Source organism: Mesorhizobium sp. WSM1293 (assembly GCF_000513875.1).
GTDB classification, from domain to species: Bacteria; Pseudomonadota; Alphaproteobacteria; order Rhizobiales; family Rhizobiaceae; genus Mesorhizobium; species Mesorhizobium ciceri.
Window position 1 is genome coordinate 157414 of record NZ_AZUV01000013.1, and the last position, 14486, is coordinate 171899.

Genomic DNA, 14486 nt, shown 5'->3' on the forward strand with positions numbered 1-14486 from the left:
TTGATGCACGTCATCACCACCCAGAAAGAACTCGAGACCGTTCTCGCCGCTTTCGAAAAGTCGGATTTCGTCACTGTCGACACCGAGTTCATTCGAGAAACGACGTTTTGGCCGATCCTGTGCCTGATCCAGATGGCCGCTCCCGGCGTGACGGCACTGATCGATCCGCTGGCTCCCGATATCGACCTGAAGCCGTTCTTCAGGCTGATGGCCAACGAGGCGGTGGTCAAAGTCTTCCACGCCGCGCGGCAGGACATCGAAATCATCGTCCATCTCGGCGATCTGGTTCCGCATCCAGTGTTCGACACGCAGGTGGCGGCGATGGTCTGCGGCTTCGGCGACAGCGTTTCCTACGATCAGCTCGTGCAGCGCATCACCGGGGCGCGGCTCGACAAGTCGTCGCGCTTCACCGACTGGCGCCACCGGCCGCTTTCCGACAAGCAGCTCGACTATGCGCTGGCCGACGTCACCCATCTGATCGAGGTCTACCAGCACCTCAGCGCCGAACTGGAGCGGGAAAACCGCGCCCATTGGCTTAACGAGGAAATGGAGGTGCTGACCTCCCGCGAAACCTATGATCCGCATCCCGAGGACGCCTGGAAGCGGCTGAAGATGCGGCTGCGCAAGCCGCAGGAACTGGCGATCGTGCAGGGCGTTGCGGCGTGGCGCGAGCGCGAGGCGCGCGAACGCGACGTGCCGCGCGGCCGCGTGCTGAAGGACGACGCGATCTACGAGGTGGCGCAGCAGGCGCCGCGCGACGCGGCAGCCCTGGGCAAGCTGCGCACGACGCCGAAGGGCTGGGAACGCTCCTCGACGGCGACGGCGCTGCTTGGCGCGGTCAACACCGCCCTTGCCTTGCCCAAGGAGCAGATGCCGAAGCTGCCGAAGAGTTTCCAGCCGCCCGAGGGCTCGAGCGCCGCGGCGGAACTGTTGAAGGTGCTGCTGCGGATCGTCGCCGAAAAGGAAGGCGTCGCGTCCAAGGTGCTGGCCTCCAGCGACGACATCGACCGTATCGCCGCCGAGGGCGAGGACGCCGACGTACCGGCCCTGCAGGGCTGGCGGCGCGCGGTGTTCGGCGAGGCCGCGCTCAAGCTGGTGCGCGGCGAGATCGGCATCAAGTTCGACAAGCGCAAGATTGCGGTGTTCGACCTGTAGACGTCCCTCGCGGACTTTCCTTCTCCCCTTGCGGGAGACGGAAAAGGTGCCCTGCTCAAACCATGCCGAGCAGGTGTAGCGCGAACCAGATCCATCCCAGCAGGAGAATCACCGCACTGACGAAGAATGACCGGCTGCGCAGCAGCAGATTGTTGCTGGTCAGGTGAACCCAGGCGTGGAAATAGCGCGATGCGACGAAAATCCACATCAGCACCAGGGTCAGATAGTTGACGCCGTTGGTCAGGTGCAGCGTCAGGCACAGCACATAGAACAGCACCGGCAGCTCGAACTGGTTGGTGAGATTGGCGGCAACGGTGACGCTGGAGGCCGGCTCGGTCGAACGCACCTTGAACTGAGCTGGCTTCGCCTCGCCTGACCTGATTGCGCCGTATCTGCGGCGACCCAGGACGCAGTAGACGATGTAGATCAGCAGCACATGCGCCAGAACAGGCCAGAAGATCGTGGTCTGGTTCACCAAGTGTCCCCTAGCGGGCTGAGCTTTGCGCGCGGCATCAGGCCAGGCGTTTCTGGCCTGCCAGCCAGAAGGCGGCAATGACGATCACCGGGATGGCGAAAAGCGCGAATTTGGTGACGGTGAGCGCCGAAGCCAAAGACAGCGAGTCCGGATTCGCCGACAGGAAATCGGACAGAAGCCGCGCTACCGCGATGTTCTGGGCGTAGTCGGCAAGCGTGTAGGGCAGCACCAGGACCAGCGCGAAGATCGACTGCAGCTGCACCGGCTGCACGCGGAAAGCCTTCAATCGCCGGCCGGTGGCCAGGATCAGGCTGACCAGCGTCACAGACAGCAGCGCCGGGAACAACAGATCGAAGGTCAGATAGTGCCAGACGAGAATGATCTCGCCGCCGCGCCGGCCGAGTGCCGTCAGCCAGGCCATGCCTTCGTCCGGAGTGAAACCGAAAATACGCATGTCGAGTGATGGCAAGCCGCCGCTCAACTGGCGGAAGTAGAGGAATTCCATAGCCGTCATGGCGATGAAAACCACCGCCGACAGGAAACAGAGTGCGCCTGCGTGGCGCGGCAGCCGCAGGATCGTTGCCGTCAGGCTCCGCCCGAGCCCGTACTGGTCAGGCTCCGCCGGGATAGTTCGGGCTTTCGCGGGTAATCGTGACGTCATGGGCGTGGCTTTCACGAAGTCCGGCATTGGATATGCGCACAAAAGTGGCGCGCTCGCGGAAATCGGCAAGATCGCGGCCACCAACATAACCCATAGCGGCTTTCAAGCCGCCCGCAAGCTGGTGCAGCACGCCAGACACAGGTCCTTTGTAGGGAACCTGCCCTTCGATGCCTTCGGGGACCAGTTTCAGCGTGTCGCGCACCTCGGCCTGGAAGTAGCGATCGGCGGAGCCGCGGGCCATGGCGCCGACCGAGCCCATGCCGCGATAGGCCTTGAAGGAGCGGCCCTGGTGCAGATAGACCTCGCCCGGGCTTTCGTCGGTTCCGGCCAGCAGCGAGCCGATCATGGCGGCACTGGCGCCTGCGGCGAGCGCCTTGGCCAGATCGCCGGAATATTTGATGCCGCCATCGGCGATCACCGAGACGCCGGATTTGTGCGCCGTCTCGACCGCCGACATGATGGCTGAGAGCTGCGGCACGCCGACGCCGGCAACGATGCGGGTGGTGCAGATGGAACCCGGGCCGATGCCGACCTTGACGGCATCGGCGCCGGCGTCGATCAGCGCCTGCGTGCCCGCGGCGGTGGCGACATTGCCGGCCAGAATGCGGACGGAGTTGGATAGTTTTTTCGCCCGCGTGACGGCGTCGAGCACGCGTTGTGAGTGGCCGTGCGCGGTGTCGATCACCAGAAGGTCGACGCCGGCATCGATGAGGCGTTCGGCGCGCTCGAAACCGTCATCGCCGACGCTGGTGGCGGCGGCGGCGCGCAGGCGGCCCTGTGCGTCCTTGGTGGCGTGCGGGTTGAGCTGCGACTTCTCGATGTCCTTGACGGTGATCAGTCCGACGCAATTGCCCTGCCTGTCGACGACCACCAGCTTTTCGATCCTGTGCTGGTGCAGGAGGCGCTTGGCCTCGTCCTGGTCGACGTTCTCCTTGACCGTGATCAGGTTGTCACGGGTCATCAGTTCATGGACCTTCTGCGCCGGATCGGACGCAAAGCGCACGTCGCGATTGGTCAGGATGCCGATCAGCCGGCCGATCTTGTGGCCGCCGCTGCCGCCGTTCTCGACCACCGGGATGCCCGAGATCGAATAGCTGCGCATCAGGCCCAGCGCGTCGGCGAGCGTCGCGTCGGGGCCGATGGTGACGGGATTGACCACCATGCCGGATTCGAATTTCTTGACCTGCCGCACCTGCTCGGCCTGTTCGGCCGGCGAGAAATTGCGGTGGATGACGCCAATGCCGCCGGCCTGGGCCATGGCGATGGCAAGCCGCGCCTCGGTGACGGTGTCCATCGCCGCCGACAGGATCGGCACGTTGAGGTCGATGTCGCCGGCGATGCGGGTGCGGACATCGGTTTCGCCGGGCATGACCTCGGAATGACCCGGCTGCAGCAGCACGTCGTCAAAGGTCAGCGCCAATGCGCCGGTGGACGTTTCGATGATTTTTGCCATGGCCAGTCCCTTGAACATAAAAACGGTGGGGGAATACAAAAAAGCGCTGGACCGGAATGGACAGCGCCGACTCGTTTCTTCCCTTTCAGGATTGGCGCTGGCTGGTACCACGTCCAAGCACCGATGAAAAGCGGATGATTTCACGCTCCCGGAAAAGCGACTTTCCGGCGAAGGGATGCCACCTGTGGTTGCCGGTCGCACAAAAGTGACAGCAAATTAATGCGACATCCCGGCGAAGGCATGGTAACCGCCCGCCTCAGGGCCGACATGCAACCGGCAACGCAACATTCAAGTCTGGACGCGTTCCTTGAACCGCACCATCCCGCTTATATTGGCGGTCGCCCTTTTCATGGAAAACATGGATTCGACTGTTATCGCGACATCGCTGCCGGCGATCGCCGTCGACATCCACACCAGCCCGATCGCGCTCAAGCTGGCCCTGACCGCCTATCTCGTCTCGCTGGCGATCTTCATTCCGATCAGCGGCTGGATGGCGGACCGTTTCGGCGCCAAGAATATCTTTCGCGCCGCGATCGCCGTCTTCATCGTCGGCTCGATCGCCTGCGCGCTCTCCGGTTCGCTGCCGGCTTTTGTGGTCTCGCGCTTCCTGCAAGGCATTGGCGGCGCCATGATGACACCGGTCGGGCGGCTGGTGCTGGTGCGCGCGACACCGAAAAGCGAACTCGTCGCGGCGATGTCCTGGCTAACCGTTCCGGCGTTGGTCGGACCGTTGGTCGGGCCGCCGGTCGGCGGCTTCATCACCACCTACTTCACCTGGCACTGGATCTTCCTGATCAATGTGCCGATCGGCCTGATCGGCATCTGGCTGGCGACGCGTTTCCTGCCGGAGACCGAATCGATGGAGACGCCGCCGCTCGACTTCCTCGGCTTCGTGCTAAGCGGGCTGGCGGCATCCGGCGTGGTTTTCGGCCTGTCGGTGGTGAGCCTGCCCTATTTGCCGCCGGCCACCGGCCTTATCACCGTAGCGGTCGGCCTGCTGTCGGGCGCGCTCTATCTGCTGCACGCGCGGCGCGCCAAAAATCCCTTGCTGGCGCTCGAATTGTTCCGCAACCAGGTGTTCCGCTCCTCGGTGCTTGGCGGCGGACTGTTCCGCATCGGCATTGGTGCCGTGCCGTTCCTGCTGCCGCTGATGTTCCAGATCGGTTTTGGGCTGACGCCGTTCCAGTCCGGCATGATCACCTTCGTTTCGGCGATCGGCGCCATCGGCATGAAATTCGTCACCGCGCTGATCTTCCGCGTCGCCGGCTTCCGCCGCGTCCTGGTTGTCGGTTCTCTGGTCGCCGCCGCCTCGATCGCCATCAACGGCCTGTTCACACCCGACACACCCTATCTCTTGATGCTGGCCATGCTGCTCGTCGGCGGCTTCATCCGCTCGATGTTCTTCACCGGCGTCAATGCGCTCGCCTATGCCGAGGTTTCGGCTGAAGACACCAGCAAGGCGACACCGATCACGGCGGTGTTCCAGCAGTTGTCGGTCGCGCTCGGCGTGGCGCTGGCCGGCGGAATCCTGGAAGTGTCCACAAGCCTGCACGACCGATCACTGACGCTGGCGGATTTCCACACCGCGTTTTTCGTCGTCGCGGCGATTTCGGCCGCCGCGTCGCTGTCGTTCATGCGGCTGGCGCCCGATGCCGGCAACGCCATCTCCGGCCACGGCCGCCTGACCACACCCAAGACGCTGGAAACGAGCACGGCGGGGAAGTAGTTCCCTCTTGCCTTCTCCCCTGTGGGAGAAGGTGGATCGGCGCGAAAGCGCCGAGACGGATGAGGGGTGTTCCAGCGGAGTGAAACGTTGGCGCTCCCTGGAGCTCATCCGTCGCCTTCGGCGACACCTTCTCCCAGGGGAGAAGGAAGATCTCGCCCTTTGAAATCCTTGGCCAGCAAATAAAGCTCGACCGATTCATCCCGCGACGCCGGCGGCTTGACGTGATGGACCGAGCGGAAGTTCTTCTTGAGCATGGAGAGCAGTTCGTTTTCGGCGCCGCCCTGGAAGGTCTTGGCGAGGAAATGCCCGCCCGGTTTCAGGACGGAGAGCGCGAAATCGGCCGCCACTTCGCACAGATGCATGGTGCGGATATGGTCGGTCCGCTTGTGGCCGGTGGTCGGTGCCGCCATGTCGGACAGCACGATATCGGGATCCCCACCCAGCGCCTCGGCCAGCTTCTGCGGCGCCTGCGGATCGAGGAAATCCATCAGCAGCACCGGTGCGCCGGGCACGGCGTCCATTTCGAGATAATCGATGCCGATGACATGCGGCTTGTCGGCCGTCGATTTCGTCCGCGCGGCGGCGACCTGGCACCAGCCGCCGGGGGCGGCACCGAGGTCGATCACCTTCATGCCGGGTTTCAACAGATGATGCTTGTCGTCGATCTCGATCAGCTTATAGGCCGCGCGTGAGCGATAGCCGTCGGCCTTGGAGCGCTGGACATAGGGATCGTTGATGTGGCGCTGCAGCCAACGGCGCGACGATTCCTTCAGCCCGCTCTTCTTCTTGATCCGCGTCTTCAGCACGCGAATGCTGGCGGATCCTGGTTTTTCCGGTTTCTTGGTCATTGCCTGATTTCTGGTCCGGGTTTTCTCGCTCGTCGAGTTGTGTTCATTTTTCGACGTCTGCGCGTTTCGTGAACGGCTTCCCCCACTCCGTCTCGGCTTCGCCGAGCCACCTCTCCCCCCTCCGGAGGGAGAGGAAGGGAGCCAGCCTGCATAAGTTCACGCCTTTCCTCTCCCCCGCCGATCGGGGGAGAGGTGTCGAGCGTAGCTCGACGGAGTGGGGGNCGACTGTTCACGCTCTGCCACGCCCATCGTTGCGCCAGACGCCATCATCGGCCATCAGTTCGCTCAAAATACCTTCGCGCAGGCCACGATCGGCGACGCGCAGCCGCTCGGACGGCCATACGGCGCGGATCGCTTCGAGGATAGCACAGCCGGCCAGTACCAGATCGGCGCGATCGGCACCGATGCAAGGGTTGGCGCAGCGCTGCTGAAAATCCCAGCCAACCAGTCTTTCGACCATGCGGTCGACGCTGTCGCGGTCCATCCACAGCCCGTCGACACGGCGGCGATCGTAGCGCTCGAGTTCAAGGTGGACACCGGCCAGCGTCGTCACCGTTCCGGACGTGCCCAGCAGATGGAAATTCGGGCTGGCCTTGAGATGGCTCAGCCGATCGCGACCGTCGAAGCTGGCCAGCCGCCCGGCAACGTCATCGACCATGGCGGCGAAGATCTCGCGCGTCACCGTGCGGCCGCCAAAGCGCTCGGCCAGCGAGACGACGCCGACCGGCAGCGACGTCCACGACACGATATGATTGGCCAACCTCGGCGAACGGCGGCCGGCGAGATCGATGAGCGCGATTTCCGACGAGCCACCGCCAATATCGAACAGCACGACGCCTTGGGTGTCGCGCTCGACCAGCGAGCCGCAGCCGGACACCGCCAGCCGCGCCTCGGTCTGGCGGTCGATGATCTCGAGCTTCAAGCCGGCCTCGCGTTCGACGCGGTCGATGAACTCGACGCCGTTTTCGGCGGTCCGACAAGCCTCGGTGGCGATCAGCCGGGCTTTTCTGATCTTGCGGTTGCGCAATTTGTCGCCGCAGATTTTCAGCGCCTCGACCGCGCGGTCCATCGCCGGCTGGCCGAGCCGGCCATTGGCGGTGAGCCCCTCGCCCAGCCGGACGATGCGCGAAAAGGCGTCGATGACGCGGAATTGGCCATGCCGCGTCGGCACGGCGACCAACAGCCGGCAATTGTTGGTGCCGAGGTCAAGCGCCGCAAACACCGGAAGCTCATGGACCGGCGGCCGACGGGCGCCTTGTTCCGGCCGCGGCACAACAGCGGCGGGCGAGATCACCGCTTCCGCCGGTCTGTGGGCCTCCGCCGCCGGGGCACCGGTTTTGCCTGGCGCCGGCGATCGATTCTCCGCGGGACGCGCTTCCTCGCGCGCAAAAACCTTGCGCCCGCGCCTTCGCTTGCGCCGCTTCTTAGGCTTGCCTTTGTGGGGTGCGTCGCCCGCCTGCCCGTCTGCGGAGCGGAGCTCCGTCGGGCGGCGTTGCTGCCAGCTTGCGTTCCCCGGGTCAGCCGACCGCTGGGAAGCGCTGGACACGCCCACCTCCGGCGCGCCGGCGCCGGTATCGTGGTCTTCCACTGTCGTTCCTTCCGGCGCCGCGCGAACCTATGATAGACGCAGCAGGCGCTTCAGTGTTTTAAGTTGTCGCCAGACTAACAGCGCCGTGCCCGATCACCAAGAGCCGCATGCCGAATTTTACCGGCAGGCCGCTGACCGCCGTTCCGGCGCGGCCGCGTGATGAATCCGCGCGCCGCAGTTGCCGGCGCAACGCCTGCCGGCATCTCTTTCGGGCGCCCCACGGACAAATCTTGCCGGCCGCCGCTGCGACAAGGGTTCGCGGTTGAATAGCCGGCTTCGATGAGGCATTTCTGAAATGAGCGGAAGAATCCGGCGCAGCCGGCCTCCCACCAGCCACGAAAGGAAGCGGACCCCGCAACGCATGGCAGTCAGGCAATGAACTGGAGACGCTATTTCTGGCCGGTCGTCGGCATCGCGGCGGTGATCTTCTCGCTGCTGCTGCTCTGGCACGAACTGCGCGGCATTTCGCTCGACGATGTCTGGGACGGCATCGCTGCCATTCCGACCCGCGGCTGGGTCCTTGCCGCGCTGAGTTCGATCATCGCCTATGCCTCGCTTGCCGGCTACGATCACATCGCGCTTCTGCATATCGGCAAGCGCGTGTCGTGGCTGTTCGTCACGCTGTGCTCCTTCACCACCTATGCGCTGTCGCACAACATTGGCGGTTCGGTGTTCTCGGGCGCCGTCATCCGCTACCGCGCCTACGGTACCAGGGGCCTGACCGGACAGGATGTCGGCGTGCTGGTGGCGGTCTGCTGGATCACCTTCGTGCTGTCGACGATTTTGGCCTCAGGCCTCGTTCTGGTGTTCGAGCCTGAGATACTCGACCGATTTTCCGGCATCGCCCATCATGGCCTGTCCGAAGCGGCCGGTATCGCGATGCTGCTGCTCGTCGCCGCCTATGTCTTCGGCAGCTGGCTGCATCTGCGCCCGCTGAAGATCGCCAGCTTTCAGCTGCATTATCCGGCGCTGCCGATCGTCGCCCGGCAGTTGCTGATCGGCCCGATCGAACTGCTGGCCGCAGCCGCGATCATCTTCTTCGCCCTGCCCGCAGCCCACAATCCCGGCTACTTCGTCATACTGGGCGTCTTCCTCGTCTCCTTCTCGATCGCGCAGATCTCGCATGCGCCGGGCGGACTCGGCGTGTTCGAGGTGGTGTTCCTCGCCGGCCTGTCGGACATGGATCCGGTCGGCGTGCTGGCGGCGCTGCTGGTGTTCCGGCTGTTCTACCTGATCGTCCCGCTGATTCTGGGCCTGGGCATCGTGCTGTTCTTCGAACGCTCGCAGTTCAGCCGGACGGAGCCTTGAAGGCTGGAATTGGACTAGGCGCCGCGCGCCGGCATCTGAAGTGTGGCGTCCTGTCGAAACGTGCCATTGAAGCACAGAGCAGGCTTGACTATTTTCTTCTGGCGGCTACAAGGCAGCGCTCACAGCGGCTTGCCCGCTCGGCCCGCACGGTTTTCACGTTTATCGTGATATTCAAGATCGTGCCTGCTGGGGAATAGGTTAACGGTAGACCCACGGACTCTGACTCCGTTAGTCCTGGTTCGAATCCAGGTTCCCCAGCCACTCCTCTTCTCTCGATCAAAACAATCACCAACGCTCATCATCGTGAAATGCTCCCTGGCGACCACCTGACGGGATCCCAGCTATGGTGGGTTGCGGCGGGGTGACATTTATAGGATCGTCAAAGGATCGAAATTATCGAAGGAAGAACGGAATGCGCGCTTTGGTCTTCATCGGATTTCTGATGTTCGTTACTTTCTTGGTTGGCTGCACGACAGACAAGGGGAATGCCAGTCAAACCCAGACTGCGGAAGACAAGGCGCAGTGTACCGGCTTTGGTTTTAAACAAGGCACGGATGCTTTTGCCAATTGCATGATGAAGCTTTCATCGCAGCGACAAGGCCAGCAGCCCCAAGATCACGATGCACTCCTTCGCCGGTATAAGTCCTTAAGTATGGCTCGGCGCGGTGATGATCGGTATCCTGTATGCAGCGCCTCCGACATGGACAATGAACTCGATACTTCGGCAAATAAATGGATTGGCCCCAATTGCCAGCTGGCACCAGATTAAGCGAGTGGAGCGCTGTACCAGCGACCCCGTCGAACGCGCCAAGCGTGAAATTCAAGACACCGCCAGCAACACCAGTCGATCCGACGAGCCGGCATATTTATTCCGGCGTTCGCCGCATCGCGCGCCGTGTCGTCACTTACCCTGCCTTCCTGTAGGCCGCCTCGGCTGCGTGATTTCCTTCGATGAAGCCGAGGCCGATTCCGGTCGCGCTCCACTCCCGGCACCCGGCCTCTGCTACATCGAGGAGCATGGGGCAAACGCGTAATGGTCAGTGACAGCCGATTCATTCTCGAACGCATCAGCCAAGGCTGCGTGACGCTCTCCTACGACGAATTCGTCATCGACAGGCTGGTCAAGTATTTCGGCAATGGCAGGATCCGCTGGCACGTCGAATTCCGCGGGCATCGCATCGAGCTGACGACAGGCCAGCTCAAGAAGCAGCCGACCTTCCGCAGGAAGATACTCGAACAGGCTGGGGTGCTGCCGCCCCAGCGTGCCGGGACCGACTACAGGCGATGGGCACTCGATCTCAGGAAGAATGCGGTCGAGCTTCCTTGGCGGGATAGGCCGGTGGATATCGGCTTCGCCATCGACAGGCTCGCCAGCCACGGCGACGGGCGCTGGACGGTCGAATACCAGGGCAAGGCCATCAAATTCACGACGACGAAACTCCGCAGGCAGGTGAGTTTCCGCAAACGCATGCTGGCCAAGGCCAAGGTGCTGCCGCCCGAGTTGACCCCGGCTGCCTATCGGAAGTGGATGGACTGGCTCATTCAAAACGCCACCGAGGCTGCTCCGCAGGCCGGCGATGCCTTGATGACCGAGAAAAGCTGGCTTGACGACCTGCCTGAGCTAGCCGGCTGGCAAAATGAAACGGTGCCCGAAGAGACCGGCTAAGGGCGGTAGTATCCAAATGCAAGCAGCGATGGCACTCGTTGCGTTTGCCATGCCTGCCAGTTTCGGCACACATTGATGGCGAAGGAGTCTGACCAGAGCTGGCTCGCTGGCAATCAGAATTGAATGAGACCACATGGACCGCTTCGACCTCGGCACCTACCGCCGCCCCATCTCCACTCGCTCGACAGAAACCCAGCGTTGGTTCGATATTGGCCTTAACTGGTGCTACGGCTTCAACCATGAGGAAGGCATCAAGTGTTTTGAGAAGGCGCTCGAAACAGATCCGGACTGTCCGATGGTCCATTGGGGCATCGCCTATGCCGCCGGGCCTTTCTACAATCTGACCTGGAAGGAGCATGGCGAGGCCGAAGCCGACAGCGCGACCAAGCGCTGCTTCGAGCATGTCCAGCTGGCGCGGGCCAATGCGGCTGCCGCCAGTGAGATCGAGAAGCGGCTGATCGAGGCGCTGGCCGCCCGCTTCCAGAAGCCACACCGGGTGAGCCTGGAGGAATTCGAACGTTGGGATGACGCCTATGCCGCCGCGATGCGGCTTGTGTATCGGGACTTTCCCGATGACCATGATGTGATGGCACTGCTGGTCGAAGCACTGATGATGCGCACGGTGCGGCGGCTGTGGAACCTCAAGACCGGCGCGCCGGCGCCGAATTCCGATGTCGTCGAGGCGCTCGACGTCTGCGAGCGGTCGATCCGGCTTGCCGATGAGGCCGGCGCAGCACAACATCCGGCGATCGTCCACCTGCACATCCATCTCCTGGAAATGTCCACGATGCCGGAGCGCGGCATGCGGTCAGCGGATCTGCTCGGCGAGATGTGCCCCGATGCCGGGCATATGAACCACATGCCGGGGCACATCTATGTGCTGTGCGGCGAGTATGAGAAAGCAAAACGCGCCAGCGAAAAGGCGGTGCGTGCCAACGACCTCTATCTCGCCTATGCCGACGAGCCGACCTATTATTTGCTCGGCTGCTGCCACGATCTGCATCTGATGATGTTCACCTGCATGTTGTCGGGCCAGCACCAGCCTGCACTGTGGGCCGCCGACAGAGTGCGCAGCCTGGTCGCGCGCGACGTGGTCGCCATCCAGGGCCGGCCAAAGCTCACGCAGACGGTGGAAGGCTACCATGCGATGAAATCGCATGTGCAGGTGCGCTTCGGCCGCTGGCAGGAGATCATCGACGAACCGGTCACCGAGGAGCCTGGCCTCTATGTGCTGACGGCGGCCATGCAGCGCTACGCCAAAGGTGTGGCTCATGCGACGCTCAAGCATTTCGCTGAGGCTGAACGTGAGCGCGAAGAGTTCCATCGGCATCTGAAAGGCATTGCGCCCGAGCGGCGCTTCCTCAGCAACCCGGCGCAAGCTTCGCTGGCTGTCGGTGCCGCCCTGCTCGACGGCGAGCTGGCGTACCACCAGGGCCGGCATGAGGAGGCGTATGGCCATTTGCGGCAGGCGGTCGAGCTTGACGACAATCTGTCCTACACCGAGCCGTGGGCCTGGATGCACCCGCCGCGCCATGCGATGGCGGCGCTGCTTCTCGACCAGGGTCACGCGCAGGAAGCAGAACAGGTCTATCGCGACGATCTGGGGCTGAGCGGCAAGGTGCAGCGCTGTGCCCAGCATCCGAACAATGTCTGGGCATTGCACGGGCTGGTGGAATGCCTGAAACGGCGCGGCGAGACCGATGAATTGCCGACATTGCAGACAAGCCTTGCAGCGGCGCTGGCCAAGGCGGATGTGCCGATCACCTCGTCCTGCCTGTGCAGGACGAGCGCGCAGCAAGGCTGCTGTCACTGACGCGAAGTCTGCCTGTCGCCACTGTTGCGGCCGATCGGCTAGAGCAATTCCAGGAAAAGTGTGAAACGGTTTTCCGTCCGGAATTGCGTCAAAACAAGGAGTTAGAGCGGGTCGCCGTCTCCGTGAAACGGTGAACTGCTTTAGCCAAACAAATTGTCGGCCAGATCGTCGTTGGCGGTGGAAACCTCGCCGCCCGGGTATGTCACCTGCCGATCAGCCAAGGCTCCATGCTGCGTCGTCCCACGCCTTCGATCAGCACGGAGCAGTCTATCTCATCGTGAAGTTGGGCGTTTGGGTCAGACGAAAGCCAGGAAGCATAGGAGCGAAGCTGCTTGAGCCTGGCTGTTTTCTCAAGCCGTGCCTGGCGCTCATCCTCGGCTGGTTGAGCCGGTCCTTTGTTCTTCTGGGCAGGAAATTGCATCCTGGCTCTCCTCGGTCACCGAGCCTGTGGAGACGGACTCAATCGGGCGTTGGCCCGTTGTCGCTCCGGTCTCTGCGGTTCTGAAGCCAACACATGCGCTGACGGGAGTCGCCATTCATCTTGATGATGGCGGACCCTTATCAACAATGCACCCGCGCCACCGCCGGGTGCTCCTGGTCCGGGTTCACTGCGCGCACGGCACTCGGCAGTCGGACGCAACTGCAGGAAATGGAACCAGATCGGCCGTGCGACGTCATAGAAGCAGGTGCCCATACGGGAGTGTGACCTCCATGATCAGGCTCGTTCTTGTCGCGGTCGCCATGCTCGTCGTCGCATGCGATGCAACGGCGGCGGCAAAACTGGACGCGGCCGCCGTCAACAACGCCCAATTTGACGGCAGCGAAGCGAAAGGCGTCAGTGCGACCGTGCTGAAGGCGCAAATCCTCCTGGATCGTGCACGCTTCTCGCCAGGCCTGATCGATGGCCGCCAGGCGGAGAACTTCACCCGGGCAGTCAGTGCGTTCCAAGCGGCCAACGGATTGCCTGCCGACGGCAAGCTCACCCGCGAGACATGGGACAAGCTGGTCGCGACCTCCTCGCGCCCCGCGATTGAGACCTACGATTTGACACGCAAGGATGTGCATGGGCCGTTCACCAGGCGAATTCCGGCGCGCATGGAGAGGATGGCCCGCCTGCCCAGGCTGGCCTACCACAATGCCCTGGAAAAGATGGCGGAGCGCTTCCACATCAGCGAGCAACTGCTTGAACGGCTCAATCCCGGCATCGGCTTCAGGAAGGCGGGGCAAAAGCTGCTCGTGCCAGCTGTCACCCGAGGTGATCCGCCGCAAGACATCGCGAGCGTCGAGGTCGACAAGAGCGCTCGCCAGGTTCGGGTGCTTGACCCTTCCGGCAAAGTGCTTGCGACGTACCCCGCCTCGATCGGAAGTCAGGAGAAGCCCGCGCCGAGTGGCCAGGCGGAGGTCAAACGCGTGGTGCACCACCCAACCTATCATTACGATCCCGAGTTTGCCTTCAAGGGAGTGAGGAGCAAGCGCCCCTTCACGATCGCTGCCGGGCCAAACAATCCGGTGGGATCGGTCTGGATCGACTTGTCCATCGATAGCTACGGCATTCACGGGACTCCGGACCCAGGCAAGATCGGAAAGACCTTCTCGCATGGTTGCATCAGGCTGACCAACTGGGATGCCGAAGACCTCGCCTCCGAAGTGCGAAAAGGCACAAAGGTCGTCTTCAAGGACGAAGCGGCAGGATCGGTCGAACAAGGATCGCAGTAGGTAGGCGCTACGGCCTACCCACTTTCGACCGTGCGGACTAGTCACACGGTCGTGTGACTGGCGTCGCCGAGGGCGTG

General features: G+C 63.0%; 13 protein-coding genes and 1 tRNA gene. 8 read left to right on the forward strand and 6 right to left on the reverse strand.

The window, feature by feature from the left end:
• Positions 1-3: 3 nt before the first annotated feature.
• Positions 4-1155 (forward strand): ribonuclease D, encoded by a 1152-nt coding sequence (rnd, locus tag M729_RS0118300; RefSeq protein ID WP_013532283.1) that lies wholly within the window; start codon positions 4-6, stop codon positions 1153-1155.
• Positions 1156-1210: 55 nt separating this feature from the next.
• Here rnd and M729_RS0118305 read toward each other — a convergent pair whose 3' ends face one another.
• From M729_RS0118305 to guaB, 3 genes are read right to left on the reverse strand one after another with little or no spacing between them, the layout of a single operon-like run.
• The gene (locus M729_RS0118305) at positions 1211-1630 is read right to left on the reverse strand and encodes an MAPEG family protein (RefSeq protein WP_027162444.1); all 420 of its coding nucleotides are present in this window, start codon (positions 1628-1630) and stop codon (positions 1211-1213) included.
• A gap of 37 nt (positions 1631-1667) precedes the next feature.
• The gene (locus M729_RS0118310; RefSeq protein ID WP_013532285.1) at positions 1668-2291 is read right to left on the reverse strand and encodes a hypothetical protein; all 624 of its coding nucleotides are present in this window, start codon (positions 2289-2291) and stop codon (positions 1668-1670) included.
• On the reverse strand, positions 2242-3744 hold the full coding sequence (gene guaB, locus M729_RS0118315; RefSeq protein WP_013532286.1) for an IMP dehydrogenase: 1503 nt from the start codon (positions 3742-3744) through the stop codon (positions 2242-2244). Before guaB ends, M729_RS0118310 begins: the two co-directional genes overlap by 50 nt.
• 307 nt (positions 3745-4051) lie before the next feature.
• Here guaB and M729_RS0118320 point away from each other — a divergent pair, with 307 nt between their 5' ends.
• Positions 4052-5470: a DHA2 family efflux MFS transporter permease subunit gene (locus M729_RS0118320; RefSeq protein ID WP_013532287.1), complete on the forward strand. Its 1419-nt coding sequence runs from the start codon at positions 4052-4054 to the stop codon at positions 5468-5470.
• A 104-nt stretch (positions 5471-5574) separates the two neighbouring features.
• Here the strand turns inward: M729_RS0118320 and M729_RS0118325 are convergent, their stop codons facing one another.
• Both M729_RS0118325 and M729_RS0118330 read right to left on the reverse strand, forming a co-directional pair.
• On the reverse strand, positions 5575-6318 hold the full coding sequence (locus M729_RS0118325; protein WP_013532288.1) for an RlmE family RNA methyltransferase: 744 nt from the start codon (positions 6316-6318) through the stop codon (positions 5575-5577).
• A 229-nt stretch (positions 6319-6547) separates the two neighbouring features.
• The gene (locus M729_RS0118330) at positions 6548-7906 is read right to left on the reverse strand and encodes a Ppx/GppA phosphatase family protein (protein ID WP_027162445.1); all 1359 of its coding nucleotides are present in this window, start codon (positions 7904-7906) and stop codon (positions 6548-6550) included.
• A 375-nt stretch (positions 7907-8281) separates the two neighbouring features.
• On the opposite strand from M729_RS0118330, the gene M729_RS0118335 reads away from it, so the two are divergent.
• The 5 genes from M729_RS0118335 (at position 8282) to M729_RS0118355 (ending at position 12693) form a co-directional block, all read left to right on the forward strand.
• Entirely contained in the window at positions 8282-9214 is a 933-nt protein-coding gene (locus tag M729_RS0118335; protein ID WP_027162446.1) for a lysylphosphatidylglycerol synthase domain-containing protein, read from the forward strand.
• 187 nt (positions 9215-9401) lie between these two features.
• Positions 9402-9475 (forward strand) — tRNA-Gln (locus M729_RS0118340).
• A gap of 151 nt (positions 9476-9626) precedes the next feature.
• Positions 9627-9983 carry a hypothetical protein gene (locus tag M729_RS0118345; protein ID WP_027162447.1) on the forward strand — a complete coding sequence of 119 codons (357 nt, stop codon included), beginning with the start codon at positions 9627-9629 and terminating at the stop codon, positions 9981-9983.
• A gap of 264 nt (positions 9984-10247) precedes the next feature.
• Positions 10248-10880: a hypothetical protein gene (locus M729_RS0118350; protein WP_027162448.1), complete on the forward strand. Its 633-nt coding sequence runs from the start codon at positions 10248-10250 to the stop codon at positions 10878-10880.
• Positions 10881-11013: 133 nt separating this feature from the next.
• Positions 11014-12693 carry a hypothetical protein gene (locus M729_RS0118355; protein WP_027162449.1) on the forward strand — a complete coding sequence of 560 codons (1680 nt, stop codon included), beginning with the start codon at positions 11014-11016 and terminating at the stop codon, positions 12691-12693.
• Between the two features lie 202 nt (positions 12694-12895).
• Here the strand turns inward: M729_RS0118355 and M729_RS0118360 are convergent, their stop codons facing one another.
• On the reverse strand, positions 12896-13114 hold the full coding sequence (locus M729_RS0118360; RefSeq protein ID WP_013532292.1) for a hypothetical protein: 219 nt from the start codon (positions 13112-13114) through the stop codon (positions 12896-12898).
• A 146-nt stretch (positions 13115-13260) separates the two neighbouring features.
• Between M729_RS0118360 and M729_RS0118365 the strand changes: the two genes are divergently transcribed.
• Positions 13261-14409 (forward strand): L,D-transpeptidase, encoded by a 1149-nt coding sequence (locus M729_RS0118365; protein WP_348626671.1) that lies wholly within the window; start codon positions 13261-13263, stop codon positions 14407-14409.
• Positions 14410-14486 lie beyond the last annotated feature (77 nt).